The 14,979-nt window shown below is 37.7% G+C and carries 14 protein-coding genes; 10 read left to right on the plus strand and 4 right to left on the minus strand.

The features are described from left to right. The 8 genes from dut (at window position 1) to Q9Q86_RS01725 (ending at window position 7,288) form a co-directional block, all read left to right on the plus strand. Window positions 1-453: a dUTP diphosphatase gene (gene dut, locus Q9Q86_RS01690; RefSeq protein ID WP_112986355.1), complete on the plus strand. Its 453-nt coding sequence runs from the start codon at window positions 1-3 to the stop codon at window positions 451-453. Between the two features lie 192 nt (window positions 454-645). Next, window positions 646-2,067, plus strand: coding sequence for a phosphomannomutase/phosphoglucomutase (locus Q9Q86_RS01695; RefSeq protein WP_112986356.1), 1,422 nt, complete (start codon window positions 646-648; stop codon window positions 2,065-2,067). Between the two features lie 12 nt (window positions 2,068-2,079). Next, window positions 2,080-2,979 carry an acetylglutamate kinase gene (argB, locus tag Q9Q86_RS01700; protein ID WP_004913920.1) on the plus strand — a complete coding sequence of 300 codons (900 nt, stop codon included), beginning with the start codon at window positions 2,080-2,082 and terminating at the stop codon, window positions 2,977-2,979. Between the two features lie 203 nt (window positions 2,980-3,182). Then, entirely contained in the window at window positions 3,183-3,959 is a 777-nt protein-coding gene (locus Q9Q86_RS01705) for a GNAT family N-acetyltransferase (RefSeq protein WP_112986357.1), read from the plus strand. A 101-nt stretch (window positions 3,960-4,060) separates the two neighbouring features. Continuing rightward, on the plus strand, window positions 4,061-4,909 hold the full coding sequence (locus Q9Q86_RS01710; protein ID WP_112986358.1) for a class II glutamine amidotransferase: 849 nt from the start codon (window positions 4,061-4,063) through the stop codon (window positions 4,907-4,909). A gap of 282 nt (window positions 4,910-5,191) precedes the next feature. Beyond that, on the plus strand, window positions 5,192-5,647 hold the full coding sequence (locus tag Q9Q86_RS01715; protein WP_004913914.1) for a bacteriohemerythrin: 456 nt from the start codon (window positions 5,192-5,194) through the stop codon (window positions 5,645-5,647). A 238-nt stretch (window positions 5,648-5,885) separates the two neighbouring features. Next, window positions 5,886-6,965, plus strand: coding sequence for a hypothetical protein (locus Q9Q86_RS01720; protein ID WP_112986359.1), 1,080 nt, complete (start codon window positions 5,886-5,888; stop codon window positions 6,963-6,965). After that, window positions 6,965-7,288, plus strand: a complete 324-nt coding sequence (locus tag Q9Q86_RS01725; RefSeq protein WP_112986360.1) for an RnfH family protein — start codon at window positions 6,965-6,967, stop codon at window positions 7,286-7,288. Before Q9Q86_RS01720 ends, Q9Q86_RS01725 begins: the two co-directional genes overlap by 1 nt. Before the next feature lie 55 nt (window positions 7,289-7,343). Here the strand turns inward: Q9Q86_RS01725 and Q9Q86_RS01730 are convergent, their stop codons facing one another. Further along, a complete protein-coding gene (locus Q9Q86_RS01730; RefSeq protein ID WP_112986361.1) occupies window positions 7,344-7,742 on the minus strand; it encodes an outer membrane protein assembly factor BamE in 399 nt (132 codons plus the stop codon). A 111-nt stretch (window positions 7,743-7,853) separates the two neighbouring features. On the opposite strand from Q9Q86_RS01730, the gene fur reads away from it, so the two are divergent. Further along, window positions 7,854-8,291, plus strand: coding sequence for a ferric iron uptake transcriptional regulator (gene fur, locus Q9Q86_RS01735; RefSeq protein ID WP_004952725.1), 438 nt, complete (start codon window positions 7,854-7,856; stop codon window positions 8,289-8,291). Window positions 8,292-8,387: 96 nt separating this feature from the next. Here the strand turns inward: fur and Q9Q86_RS01740 are convergent, their stop codons facing one another. Both Q9Q86_RS01740 and Q9Q86_RS01745 read right to left on the minus strand, forming a co-directional pair. Continuing rightward, window positions 8,388-9,506, minus strand: a complete 1,119-nt coding sequence (locus tag Q9Q86_RS01740) for a PilT/PilU family type 4a pilus ATPase (protein ID WP_004913902.1) — start codon at window positions 9,504-9,506, stop codon at window positions 8,388-8,390. Between the two features lie 25 nt (window positions 9,507-9,531). Beyond that, window positions 9,532-10,569: a type IV pilus twitching motility protein PilT gene (locus tag Q9Q86_RS01745; protein ID WP_004960020.1), complete on the minus strand. Its 1,038-nt coding sequence runs from the start codon at window positions 10,567-10,569 to the stop codon at window positions 9,532-9,534. 127 nt (window positions 10,570-10,696) lie between these two features. Between Q9Q86_RS01745 and Q9Q86_RS01750 the strand changes: the two genes are divergently transcribed. Continuing rightward, entirely contained in the window at window positions 10,697-11,383 is a 687-nt protein-coding gene (locus Q9Q86_RS01750) for a YggS family pyridoxal phosphate-dependent enzyme (protein ID WP_112986362.1), read from the plus strand. Here Q9Q86_RS01750 and Q9Q86_RS01755 read toward each other — a convergent pair. Beyond that, window positions 11,380-14,976 carry an AAA family ATPase gene (locus tag Q9Q86_RS01755; RefSeq protein ID WP_112986363.1) on the minus strand — a complete coding sequence of 1,199 codons (3,597 nt, stop codon included), beginning with the start codon at window positions 14,974-14,976 and terminating at the stop codon, window positions 11,380-11,382. The two genes, Q9Q86_RS01750 and Q9Q86_RS01755, sit on opposite strands and share 4 nt — an antisense overlap. Window positions 14,977-14,979 lie beyond the last annotated feature (3 nt).

Consider the following 14,979-nt stretch of genomic DNA (forward strand, 5'->3'; position numbering starts at 1 on the left):
ATGAAAGTTCAAGTTAAAGTATTAGATGCACGTTTAGGTCAAGAATGGGCATTGCCATCGTACGCAACAACAGGTTCAGCTGGCTTAGATTTGCGTGCATGTATAGATGAAGCAATTGAAATTGCTGCGGGTGAAACGGTTTTAGTCAAAACAGGCTTGGCAATTTACATCGAAGATCCAAACTTTGCGGGATTAATTTTACCACGTTCGGGTCTTGGGCATAAACATGGTATTGTATTGGGTAATTTAGTCGGTTTGATTGATTCAGACTACCAAGGCGAACTGATGGTTTCAGTTTGGAACCGTGGGAAAAATACATTCCGCTTAGAGCCAGGCGAGCGTTTGGCGCAATATGTACTCGTTCCTGTCGTTCAAGCAGAGTTCGAACAGGTGAATGAATTTGTTGCTACAGAGCGCGGAGCAGGTGGTTTTGGACATACTGGTCAACAGTAATTCCCAAGCCTTATTATTTTAAATGCAATGTTTAACTGAAAAACATTGCATTTTTCATATTGATTGTTATTTGAATTTATATTAAAAAGCAGCTGATTAATTATTTTAATTTTTCTGAACAAGGGTTAATTAATTTCTTAATAGTTTAAGTTTTTTTTAATAATCGAATGATTATAAGAATAGGGGCTTGCTGTGAATATAAAACATACGTTTCCTCTGAATATTTTTCGTGCCTATGACATTCGTGGAAAGCTTTCTAATCTAACGCCTACGATAATTCGTTCAATTGCGCATGCATTAGCATTTCAATATAAAAAATATGATCAACATCAAATTGTTATTGGATATGATGCAAGATTAACTAGTCCGACTTATGCTGATATTCTACAGCATATATTGGAAAAACAAGGTTTTGAAGTTATTAATATCGGGTGCTGCTCATCACCAATGATGTATTACATTGCTCGTGATTTTGGTGGTAATGGCATTATGGTGACGGCTAGTCACAATCCTAAGTCTGATAATGGAATTAAATGGATTTTAAAAGGTGAGCCACCTAGTCCAGAAGTGATTCAAGAAGTTGGGCTGTTTGCTCAAAATATACCTATTCAAGTAGATTATCAAATTCGAGATGAGACAATTACTCATCAAGTAATTCCTCATTATTGTTTACAATATCAACAATCTTTGCTCGACGATATTCAACTCACGAGACCATTAAAGGTTGTTTTGGATGGCTTACATGGCTCAGCTGGGCGATGTGCTAAAGTTGTACTGGAAAAGCTTGGTTGCGACGTGATTGCATTACGTTGTGACGCAAATGGTCATTTTCCTGATCATGCACCTGACCCATCGCATGCTGAACACTTGAGACGTCTACAACAATTGATTATTGAACATCAAGCAGATATTGGAATTGCGTTAGATGGTGATGGCGATCGAGTCGTTTTGCTAGATGAAAATGCCACGATTATTAGTCCCGATCGTTTGCTTTCTTTATTTGCACAAATGTGCTTAGAAAATCATCCCCAAAAAGAAATTGTATTTGATGTCAAATGCTCACAAATGGTTGCCAATACAGTGCAACAATTAGGTGGGCAAGCCAAAATGATTCGCACGGGAAGTAGTTTTTTACGAACTTATTTAACGCAATCAAATGGTGCTGCTGTATTTGGTGGTGAATATGCTGGGCATTATGTTTTCAATGATGGTCGTGGTTTTGGTTATGATGATGGTCTATATGCTGCACTACGTGTTATGGAATATCTCACCCATTCAAGTTCAGCAAATTTATCTGCATTGCTAAAACAATATCCTGAGCGTTGCTGTACCGAAGATACTTATATTAGTACCCATGATATTAATCCATTAAGTGTTTTAAATGAAATTGAAACTTTAAGTCAGGATTTAGGCGCACAGTTAAGTAAAATTGATGGTGTAAGACTTGATTTTAATGATGGTTTTGGCATTATTCGAGCATCCAATACAGGCGAGTATTTTACTGTTCGTTTTGATGCAGATCATCTAGATCGGTTAGTTGAAATTCGCGATAAATTTGTTTCTATGTTGCAAACTCGATATCCACAAATTGCACAAAAACTAGCACAGGCTTAAAAGGAGAGGCATATGCCACATGAGCATATCGGCATTGATAAAGCTAAAATTTTAATTGAAGCTTTGCCGTATATCCAACGTTTTGCAGGTAAAACGTTGGTTGTTAAATATGGTGGTAATGCAATGACAGATCCTGAGTTGGAAAGCTCATTTGCTCGTGACATCGTGTTATTAAAAACTGTAGGACTTAATCCAATTGTTGTACATGGAGGTGGTCCACAAGTTGACTCTTTGCTTAAACGTCTTGGGCAAGAATCTGATCGTATTGATGGCATGCGTGTAACTGACCAAGCAACGATGGAAGTTGTTGAAATGGTTTTAGGCGGTAGTGTAAACAAATCAATCGTGAATTTGATCAATCAACATGGCGGACGTGCAATTGGTTTAACCGGTAAAGATGGTAATTTACTTCGTGCGCGTAAACTGCTCATGGAAAAACAAGAAGCTGATGGTTCGGTTTCACAAATTGATTTAGGTATGGTGGGTGAAGTCACTGGCGTTAAAACAGATGTTCTAGAAATGTTTACGCAAGGTGATTTTATTCCTGTGATTGCACCATTAGGTGTCGATGAAGAAGGTAATACTTATAACATTAATGCCGATTTGGTCGCAGGTAAGGTTGCTGAAGCTTTAGGTGCGGAGAAGCTAATTTTATTAACAAACATCACTGGTGTTTTAGACGAAAATAAAAACTTATTGACAGGTTTGACCACTCAAGAAGTTGATCGTCTCATTGAAACAGGTGTGATCTATGGCGGTATGATTCCGAAAGTAGGTTGTGCACTAGATGCAGTAAAAGGTGGTGTGGTTAGTGCACATATTGTTGATGGTCGTGTACCGCATGCAACTTTGTTAGAAATTTTTACTGATCATGGGGTAGGTACCTTAATTACCAATCGTGCGAAGCATTAAGTTTTAAATCTTTCTTATCCTCCCTTTTAGTCGTATAGAAGGGAGGATTTTATTTATAGTTCTTCAATTCAAATTTTGTACTGCATCTCAAAAACTCTTTTAAAAAGGTCAGCGTAAATGACCGTCATCATCTCTTCATTTTTCATTCACTAAAATGTCATTAATAGGATTTAAGGTGATTCTAGTCATAAGGAGCTTTCATTATGCTAGAAAAATTAAATCATTATCGTCAGACATTAACGTCACCTTTACGTCAAAAACAATCACAAAATCAGTATCGCTTTGAATGGGTTGACACTTTAAAAGAATTACAAGATGTACAACGTTTCAGAGCAAAACAATTTTCACATCAATTTGGCTTAACTTTTGAAGATGATCTTGATCAGGATCTTTATGATTTTGGTTGCGAACATGCAGTATTGAAAGATAAATGGTCGGGTGAAATTGTTGCCTATACACGACTTAAATTATTTCAAGGACATGAGATTGGACAGAGTTATAGTGCTCAAGAGTTCAAGATCGTTCCTCATTTATCACACTTACCGAGTATTGTTGAAATCGGACGTACTTGCGTGCATCCACAATTCCGCTCTGGTAAAGCTCTGTCGATGCTTTGGTTAAATATGGCACCCAAAATTCTTTGGTCGATGCGTGCAAAATATTTGATGGGTTGCGTAAGTATTCATCTCGAAGATAACTTGGCCCGTACTTATTACACGCACCGTCAGATTCAACAGCTTGCGGATCATCAAACTATCGACATTCGCTCAAAGCGAGCGTTTGAACCTGAGCGTCCTGATTATAGTTTTCCGCAAGATGAACGCATGCCGAAATTATTTCAGACTTATTTAGGGATGCAATCAAAGTTGTCAAAAGAAGCATTTTTTGATGAGGAATTTAAGTGCTTAGATTACTTTGTTTTTCTTGAAGTAAATAAGATCGCAACCTCATTTGTCATGAATAAAATGGTTCAGCGCTAACTAGATTTAGCATTCATCTTCGAATAGTGAGCACATATTGAGATTTACAATACATCCGTACCTCATGCACAATAGGCATAGATGTTAAATAGTTCAAAGATATGTGCCAGCTATTAGGAATGAATTGCGCTACACCCACTGATATCACTTTCTCTTTTCGTGGTTTTTCCCAACGAGCAGGTGTGACATCAGACCATTGTGATGGTTTTGGTATTGCTTTTTTTGAAGATAAAGCTTGTCGTTTATTCGTCGATAATCAGTCGGCAGTTGAGTCACCTATCGCAGATCTTGTTCGTAATTATCCAATCAAATCTCGAAATGTGATTGCGCACATTCGCAAAGCCACCCAAGGTAAAATTACGTTAGAGAACTCTCATCCTTTTTTAAGAGAGCTGTGGGGCAGACATTGGATTTTTGCCCACAATGGTGATTTGCATGATTTTTCCCCTAGATTAAGTGGACGCTTTGAACCTGTTGGAAATACGGATAGTGAAAGAGCTTTTTGTTATTTGCTCGATCAAATGGTAGAGACATTTGGATATGTTGAACCTTCACTTGATGATTTGTTTGCATTATTAGAACGCTTATCTCCTCAGATCGCTGAACACGGTACATTTAACTTTTGTTTGTCTAATGGACAGGCGTTATATACTTATGCCACGACAAAGTTACATTGGTTAGTTCGAGAATATCCTTTCCAACATGCTCATCTGATTGATTTGGATGTAGAAGTTGATTTTAGTCAAGTCACTACACTAGAAGATCGTGTTGCGGTAATTACTACTGAACCATTAACACATAATGAAACATGGACGGCGTATCAAGCAGGGGAAATGGTTTTATTTAAAGAAGGTAAGCCAATTAAACATGCTTTGACTCGCGTAGATCGTCTAATCCGTGAAGCGAATGATCCGAGCTTAAAAAGAATAACCAAGGCAGATCAATATTAGAATAATATGCTTATAATAAATAGTTGTATTTAATTTATTTATATAATATTTAAGGCTTTTAAAGTCGATAATTTTAATCAGGTTTTTAGCTAATTTATATACTTTGGTTAAAAAATACTTGAGTGTTTTAATGGGTGAAAATATTAAATTAAATGTAAAACAATGAGTTAAATTATTTATTTGAAAAAAATAAAAATCTGACAAAAATGCTGTGTTTTTATTTATTTTTTTTACCGATATTATGTTCTTATTCAATAAATATGCTTGAGTTTGGGGTTCGATATGGGTTTGAAATGGTCTGTCGAATATAATACAGGAATAGATGTTATTGATGATCAGCATCGCCGTATTCTAGATTATATTAATGAAATCGCTGATTTAAAACACTCTCATGATCGAGTGAAAATGAAAGAAGTTTTGGACAATATTATTGACTATACGCAATCTCATTTTACTTTTGAAGAAAGTTTACAAGAAGAAGCAAACTACAAATATCGTGTTCCGCATAAACGAGTTCATGATTTATTTATCAAAAAAATAGAAACTTATCGTGAACGTTTTGAATTAGGGCATGAAATTGATAAAGAATTACATGAGGCTTTGTCAAAATGGTTAATTAATCATATTCGTCATGATGATGCGGATTATGTAGGTGCTGTCAAAGAAAATATGATGGGAATTATTAAGGAAAATGAAAAGAAAAAGGGAAAAAACTGGTTTTCTAGATTTTTCTCATAATAATAAAAAACGACTCTCTATATGATAAAAACAATAAGGCAAATATGAGTGAAAATAGAGAGTCTTATAAAAACAATAACAACTCGTGCGCGGCAAATCATCTGAGATGGTGATTTGCCTTTTTATTTCGACATCTTTTGTTTTGATTTTCAGACAGGAGAAAGGCAAAATAGATTGAATATTTCATTGCAAACTCCATAAAACGCAATGAGTTCAAAGATTTTTCAAGGAATGCATTATGCAGGACACAACTCTGTCACGCTGGTTTGCACCAGTGATGGCGTTTTGCTTATCTTTTGTCATGATCACAACACTAGCACCAACTCTAGGTATTCAAATTGAGCGCCAATTTGATTTTTGGTTGCTTTGGTTGGGAACGATGATTTTATTGGCACTACCGATTGGTTATCTTGAAATTGCTTTAGCAAAACGTTCTAAAGTTACCGCTTTGCAGGCTTTATCAAATCTAACACGTGAGGCTGATGCATCTCCAAAATGGCGTGTAGTTGGTTGGTTGGCTGTAGTATTAGTGCCATTTTTTGCTGGTAGTATTTTATTTTCAGCATCTGATATTTTAGTCCAAAAACAATTTGGCGTATCTAATCAGATCATTTTCGCTGTGCTTGCCGTGATTGCACTCGGGTTATCTTTTATTCCACGTCAATTCCTAATTGCTTTAACGACTTTGGGTGTAATTGCATCTCTAGTGTTGGCAAATGTATTTGGAACTCAATTACAAGCGTGGCATTGGACTGGTATTGAATTTAAAGAGTGGGGCAATGCAACTGTTCTTGCGCTTGTGGCGAGTGGATTAGGGTTAGGATTGTATTGGCAAAACAGCCTTGCCACAGTTCGTCAACAAGAAGCCGCGACTTCAGTTGTATTACCGATCTGGTTAGCTCAATTACTTGCAGTTGTAGCGTTTGGATTCTTTTCTCTTCAAGTTGAAATCCCCGCTTTTGCATGGTTATTTGCTGCATTGGTATCTGCTGCTTTATTAATTCAACTTGCAAAAGAACAACTGGCTCAACGTCAACTGGCTCCAGCAATTCAATGGGTGATCATCGTTGCTGCAATTGCAGTTTGGGCTGCACCTCAGCTAAGTTCAATTTTCAATATTCTATTGATTGTTTGGGGATTAATTGTTTGTTTGGTTTATGCAATTTTTGCTGGTTGGATTATGAAAATCAGCCATTTGCGTAAATCTATGGGATTCAGTAATGAGCTATTCTATAACTTATGGCGTATCGCCGTTCGTTTAGTTCTACCACTGTCGATTGTAATTGCTATTGTTGCTGTAATTGGACAATGGATCTAATGAAATCTACTGCATGTGTATGGGTCGCTTATGCGACACCTGAGCAACAATTTCATTTAGAAGTTGATTTCCTAGAAGGAATGACGGCTGAACAAGCGATTATTGCTAGCGGATTAGCCGAGCAGGTGACTTTACCTGAGAAACTTCATTTGGGCGTGTTTGGTATCAAAATACAGCCAGACACTCAGCTTCAGATCGGAGATCGGGTTGAAATCTATCGTTCTTTAACAATTAATCCTAAAGACATCCGTCGCAAACGTGCTGCAAAGAATCCAGTTGGGCGTTTTGCGAAAGGTAATCGATTTAGACCATCAAGTTCATAAATAAAACCCCTCAAGGATCAATCCATGAGGGATTTATTTTTATAACCTAAAGCCGTTATAGTGGCGGCGCTGTTAAGATCGCTTCTTTAGATGCTGGTAAACCAGGTTGTGACTCTGGAATTGTATCTAAACCTTCAATGCGTTCAACATTACCATTTGCATCAAAGTAAATTTTTAAATGTTGTCCATGTGCTGCAGGTATTTTTGCTTTTTTGGCATATGTACCAGGGATATAGTTGTAAATATAGTCCCAACGTAATGGATTCAGTGGATCAGTAACCGTTGGACTACCCAACAAGAAGCGAACTTGCTGAAAGCTCATGCCTACTTGTACTTGAGATGCTTGTGCTTTGGTTAACGGTGTTCCTTGTGGAATATCAACTTTATAAATACCAAAGACTGAACAACCGCTAAGTACTGAAGTGACGAATAACGCCAGCATGATTTTTTGCATTTTGCTACACTATCCTGATAAATGATGATGCATTTGATTCAAGGATAGATCATACTGCATCTAAACTCTATTGCCTATTCCAACTTAAGATTTGTTGAGAGACCTTTTTTCATGCCTATTTCCAACCAAGACTTACGCAAAGCTGGACTTAAAGTTACCCTTCCTCGTATTAAGATTTTGGAATTATTAGAAAATTCGAAACAACATCATTTAAGTGCAGAAGATATTTATAAAACTTTGCTTGAACAAGGTGAAGATGTTGGTTTAGCGACAGTTTACCGTGTATTAACACAATTCGAAGCTGCAGGAATTATCCAACGTCATCATTTTGAAAATAATCATTCAGTTTTTGAAATCATGCAAGAAGATCATCATGATCACTTAGTATGTTTAAACTGTAACAAAGTTATTGAATTTACTAATGATGTTATTGAAAAAGAACAACATTCTGTAGCTGATCAGCATGGTTTTACTTTGACAGGACACTCATTAAATTTATATGGGTATTGTAGTAATCAAGAATGCAAAGATGCTTATCGTAAGAAATAAGTGTTGTTTCAGTAAAGATAGAAATTTTCACTGAAATAAAACAAATAAAAAAGGAAGGTTACAAAAACCTTCCTTTTTTTAATGATTTAAGAGAGCTTATTGACCATCAAATGTAATGTTGCGACTTGCACTTAACAATTGATCTGCACCTTCTTCAGAAAGTTTAATGGTGAGACGTAAATCGTTTGGTGAGTCTGCATGTTTAAGCGCATCTTTATACGTGATTTCACCAGCTTTATATAAATCATAAAGCGCTTGGTCAAATGTTTGCATGCCTAATTCGCGCGAGCGTTTCATGAGGTCTTTAATCTCATGAATTTCACCTTTACGGATATAATCTGATAGTAACGGTGTATTAATTAGAATTTCGATAGCTGCTCGGCGTGAATTTCCATCAGGTGTTGGAATTAACTGTTGAGCGACCATTGCTCTTAGATTGAGCGATAAATCCATATGTAGTTGAGCATGACGGTCAGCTTCAAAGAAGTGAATAATACGGTCTAATGCTTGGTTAGCGTTATTCGCGTGAAGTGTAGCAAGTACTAAGTGACCTGTTTCTGCGAAAGCAATCGCATAGTCCATTGTTTCACGAGAGCGAATCTCACCAATCAAGATCACATCGGGTGCTTGACGAAGTGTATTTTTCAAAGCTACTTCAAAAGAGTCTGTATCAATACCGACTTCGCGTTGAGTCACAATACAACCCGCGTGTTGGTGTACAAACTCGATCGGGTCTTCAATGGTGATGATATGACCTTTAGAGTTTTGATTACGATATCCGATCATTGACGCGAGCGAGGTTGATTTACCTGTACCTGTTGCACCAACAAAGATAATGATGCCACGTTTGGTCATCGCTAAATCTTTGAGGATTGCAGGTAGTTTTAATTCATCCATTGTTGGAATAACCGTTTCGATACGACGTAATACCATACCTGGCATATCACGTTGTTGGAATGCACTCACACGAAAACGTGCTGTTTTCTCACGGTTCATAATTGCGAAGTTACACTCGCGAGTATCTTCAAATTCTTTACGTTGTTTATCACTCATGATTGAGTGTAATAACTGACCTACAATTTCGCCTGAAAGTTTTGCTTTAGCCACAGGAACAATCTGACCGTTGATTTTCATTGAAGGTTCAACATCAGCGGTAACAAATAAATCCGAAGCACTTTGTTCAATCATTAGATTGAGTAAATCATTAAAATCCATATACTTTCCCCATTAATTTTAGTTTTTATAGGAATGATTCAGGTTGTTTAGCAACAGTACGAGCTGTTTGAGGGCTAATGATGCCTCTCGAAACTAAGTTTTTAAGACTTTGATCGAGTGTGGTCATGCCGTAGTTAGCTCCTGTCTGAATCGCAGAGTACATCTGTGCAACTTTGTTTTCACGAACAAGGTTACGAATCGCAGGAATACCGATCATGATCTCATGCGCTGCAACACGACCACCACCATTCTTTTTCAACAATGTTTGTGAAATTACTGCTTGTAATGATTCGGATAACATCGCACGAACCATATCCTTTTCTTCGGCAGGGAATACGTCGATCACACGGTCAATGGTTTTTGCTGCTGAGGTGGTATGCAGAGTACCAAATACTAAGTGACCTGTTTCTGCTGCGGTTAGAGCAAGACGAATTGTCTCTAGGTCACGCATCTCACCGACTAGGATAATATCAGGGTCTTCACGAAGGGCTGAACGAAGTGCTTCGTTAAAGCCATGTGTATCACGATGCACTTCACGCTGGTTAATCAAACATTTCTTTGATTGATGTACAAATTCGATTGGGTCTTCAACCGTTAAAATATGGTCATAACGATGCTCATTAATATAATCAATCATTGCAGCCAATGTCGTTGATTTACCTGAACCCGTTGGACCAGTGACCAGAACAATACCACGCGGGTAGTCACAAATATCTTTGAAAATTGTTCCTAAACCCAAGTCTTCCATGGTTAAGACTTTAGATGGAATGGTACGGAATACAGCACCCGCACCACGGTTTTGGTTAAATGCGTTTACACGGAAACGGGCAATGTTTGGTACTTCAAATGAAAAGTCCGTTTCTAGATCTTCTTCGTAATCACGACGTTGTTTGTCATTCATAATGTCGTACACTAAACGGTGTACATCTTTATGTTCTAATGCTGGTAAATTGATACGGCGAACTTCACCATCCACGCGAATCATTGGTGGCATACCCGCTGAAAGGTGTAAGTCCGAAGCACCGTTTTTTACTGAAAACGCGAGTAATTCTGTAATATCCATAATTTCCCCGAAACAATCAAAAAATGTCTCATTATTTTGTAGAATAATATACGGCTTTCACTCTGTGTTACCAACACATTATAGAATGTGAAAGCAAAAAAACATTTCGTAAATGAGAACTGTGTCAATGAATCAATCAGAACAATCACGCTTACAAGTATTAAGTCAAATTGAGCAGGCGTGTCTGCGTGTACAACGCGATCCTAATACTGTGCAATTGTTGGCTGTATCGAAGACACATCCTAGTTTAAGCTTGCGCGAAATGTATGCGGTTGGTCAACGGAGTTTTGGTGAAAACTATTTACAAGAAGCGTTGGCAAAAATTGAAGAGTTACAAGATTTAGATATTGAATGGCATTTTATTGGTCATGTACAACGTAATAAAACCAAACATTTAGCTGAAAAGTTTGATTGGGTACATGGTGTTGATCGCTTAATTATCGCAGAGCGCCTATCTAGCCAACGTTTAGAAACTCAAAAGCCATTAAATATATGTTTACAAGTCAATATTGACGGACAAGACTCTAAAGATGGTTGTGAACCCAATGAGGTCGCAGAATTAGTAGAGCAAATCAGCCGACTACCTAATTTACGTTTACGTGGTTTGATGGTGATTCCAGCGCCTAATAATGTTGCTGCGTTTGCTGATGCTAAAAATTTATTTGATCAAGTGAAATCATTACATGCACAGCCTCAAGATTGGGATACTTTGAGTATGGGTATGTCTGCTGATTTGGATGCAGCAATTGCTGCGGGTTCAACCATGGTTAGAGTCGGGACAGCATTGTTTGGGGCAAGGGATTATTCACTTTAACCCACCACTTCAATCCGACTTGATCCTGAACCCATCGGTTGTACCTGAATCTGAACAGGAATGCGTTCATGCATTTCCTGAATGTGTGAAATTAAAATGACTTTACGCCCTTGGCTCTGTAACTGATCCAGCGCATTCATCACCATATGCAGAGAAGATGCATCCAAGGTGCCAAAGCCCTCATCAATAAACAGCGATTCGATTTTCATCGAACCTGATGCCATATTGGCAATCGCCAATGAAATGGCAAGGGCAGTGAGGAATGATTCCCCACCAGACAGTGAAGCAACTGAACGGGTTTCGCCATCCATATCATGATCAATAATCGCAAGACTGAGTGAATTATCCAAACGTTTTAGGGTATAGCGCTGAGACAGCATCGCCAATTGTTGATTAGCATATTCAAGTAAAATATCGAGATTGTACTGTTGGGCTAAATCACGGAATTCTTTACCTTTTGAATCACCAATTAAACTAGAAATCTTATTCCAGCGGTGCTCTTGTTGCTGGATCTGTTGAATCTGATCAGCAAATTTCTTTTGTTTGGCTAAATTTTGCTGATGCACTTCCAATTGCAGTTTAAGTTGATCTCGTTGATCTGTTGTCTGTTGCAAAATTTCTTGATTGGCATTTATCAATTCAGTCAGTTGTTCAACCTGAATGTTGGGTTCAGATTGAAGATGTACATTCAACTGTTCTTGCATAGTTTTCAATGCAGAATTTGCTTCACTCAAAGCACGGTCCGCTTGTTGTATTGCATTTCGAATCTGCTGTTCCTGAGTTGATGAAAACGCAAGTAATTCACTGAGTTGATCTTCTGCAAAATTTTGATGCTGGGCTAACCAATTAGTGATTTCAGTTTTACATAGTTCAAGAGAATCATGATTTTGTTGCTGCTGTGCTTTGAGTTGTTCGAGCACATTTTTCTGCTGCTCAAAATGTTGACGAGCTTGTTCAAAACTTTGCTTCACTTGCTGATATTTACTCTGCAATTGCTGGCGTTGTTGATCATGATGTTGCAACCATTCATTGGCTTTGATTTCAGTTGAACCTGTCATGGTGATAATCAGTTGATTAGCAGTATCCGTATTCTGTTTACCTTTAATTTCGATGTCTTTTAATTGTTGTGCGCATTCAGTTTGTTGCGTAGTGAGTCCCGTCAAATTGGTCTTTAAAACATTCAACTGCTGATTAATTTGTTCTTTCTGTTTGATGAGCGATTCTGCATGCTCTAGTTGTTGGCTACGTTGCTGCAATGCTTGCAATATGTGTTGTGAGATTGACATGTCATGTTTAGACCAAGCCATTTTATCGTCTGCATTGAGACAATCCACGATATGTTGAATCTGTTGATGTAAATTCTCTACGGTCTGAAGTTGATGAAGAATATTCTGAATGTTTTGATTGAGCACATGCTGATCTTTATTGGCTTGATTAAGTTGTAACAATTCCTTTTCAAGCTGCTGTTGAGTTTGTGACGCTTGTAAAACCAATGATTGCATCTTAGTCGTGATGTCATGCTCAGTGAGACTGAAATCAAGTTGAATATTCGTCTGTGATACATGCTGTTGTAACACCTGATCATGTGTTTTTACTTTTTCATTCAATTGTTGCAATTGCTGTTGCAATTGATTTTGTTCAGTATAGCTTTGAGTGAATTGTTGTTGAGCTTTTTGCCAAAGTTGGAAAAGTTGTTGTTCCTGTTGAATCGCTTGTAATTCTTGTTGTTGTTGCAAGGCATATAGAGCTTTAGAGATTTGGCTCTCGTCATCACGATAAGGATGCTCGCTACTGCCACAAACCAAACAAGCTTCGCCGTGCTTGAGTCCAGCTCTTAGATGTTCAATATTTTCAGCATGCAACAGGCGTTGTTGTTGCAAAACCTGTTGTAGTTTCTCACGTTCAGTTTTAGCAGCTTGATAATCTTGCTCAGCTTTTTTGCTGTGTTGTTCTAGCTGTTGAGCTTGCTTTTGTACATCTTCAAATTTTTTTTGCTGCGTAAGGACTTCATTTTTTAATTCAAAATAATGCTGAAGTTTTTGTTGAATTGAATCCAATTGATTGAGGCGAATTTGTTGGGTTTCTTTTAGTTTCGACTGTTGCTCAATACGCTGTTCAATTTGTTGGGTCGTGCCAAATTGCGTGATTAAACTGTTGAATGTGTTTTGATCTTGTTTAAGTTGGGTCTGTGCTTGTTGAATAGAGCCTAGTGTGTTTTCTACTTTTTGATATTGCTGAATAAATTGCTTAAGTTGTTGAATATGGGCATGTAAGCCTTTATCCAAAGGAGCGTATTGGGCACTGTGTTTTAACTGTTCTAAGCAAGCCGTATGTTGCGCACTCAAGTTTTGGATGCTTTGTTGAAGCTGTTGTTGTTGCTCGATGAGTGGTTGCTGCTGATTTTCCAGTTGAGTCAGTCGAATTTTGGTTTTCTTATATTCTTCAGCAATATAATCACGTTCTTGCACAAACTTGCGTACTTGTGTCAGTTCAGTTTGATGCTTTTGCTCGTAATCTTGAAATTGATTGAGTGTTGTTTCTACTTGTGTATAAAGCGTTTTTTGCTGCTCAAATTGAGTGGTTAAAGTGCTAAATTCATTATGTTTTTGTTGAATTTGTGGCGCGAGTTGTTGCAATGTTTTTTGCAATTGTTGTTGTTGAAATACGATTGGGCGTATCTCAGCGAATGTCTCTAATTGACTCAGTAAATACCGATCTTTGGCAATGTTTTCTTGGGTTTTAAGTTGCAGATCATAGTCTTGTTTTTTTAACGCTATGTCTTTATTAATTTTATCGCGTTGTTCAAACCACTGTTGTTGTTGTCTGAATTGATTTTTTTCATTTTCAAGTTGTTGCACGTGTTGCTGTAGCTGTTTGAATCGCTGTTGTAACTCAGCGATTTCTTCATCAGAACGAATTTCAATGTGTCCTAAAACACTTTCTAATTTTTCTCGTTGTAAGCGAACTTCTTTGGTTTTTTCAAAAGCCAACTGTCCAATCTTGGCAAAAATACTGGAGTTGGTCAGATATTCCAATAATTCACCACGTTCATTATCCCGTGCTTTTAAAAAGGCGGTGACTTCGGATTGTGCCAAAAGCACCGCACGAGTGAATTGTTCAAAACTGAGCTGTGTAATTTGTTGAATATGCGTTTCGACGGCTTTGGTTTTATCTGCGACAACTACGCCATCGGTGAGGCATTTCAATGAGCGTTGTACACTTTGTAATTTACCATTGGCATTTTCACGGGCACGTTTAATTTCCCAACGCGCTAAATAATGTTTTTGATCCTGTGCGACAAAACACAGCTCGGCAAAACCATGTCCAGTACCACGACGTAATACAGTGAGAGGAGAGTTTGTCAGCAATTCTGATCCATCTACATCGATTAGTTTGCCATCACTGCCTTTTAGTCGTGGGATTTGATTAAATAGGGCAAGGCACATCGCATCTAAAATCGTGGATTTACCTGCACCTGTTTTTCCTATAATCGCAATCAATCCAGCATGTGCTAAAGGTTCACTTTCAAAATCAATAAAATGCTCACCTGCAAGAGATGCCAGATTTTTTAGTCGAATGGATAAAATTTTCATGGC

The sequence above is a fragment of the Acinetobacter sp. A22 genome, from assembly GCF_030913345.1.
Classification (GTDB): domain Bacteria; phylum Pseudomonadota; class Gammaproteobacteria; order Pseudomonadales; family Moraxellaceae; genus Acinetobacter; species Acinetobacter junii.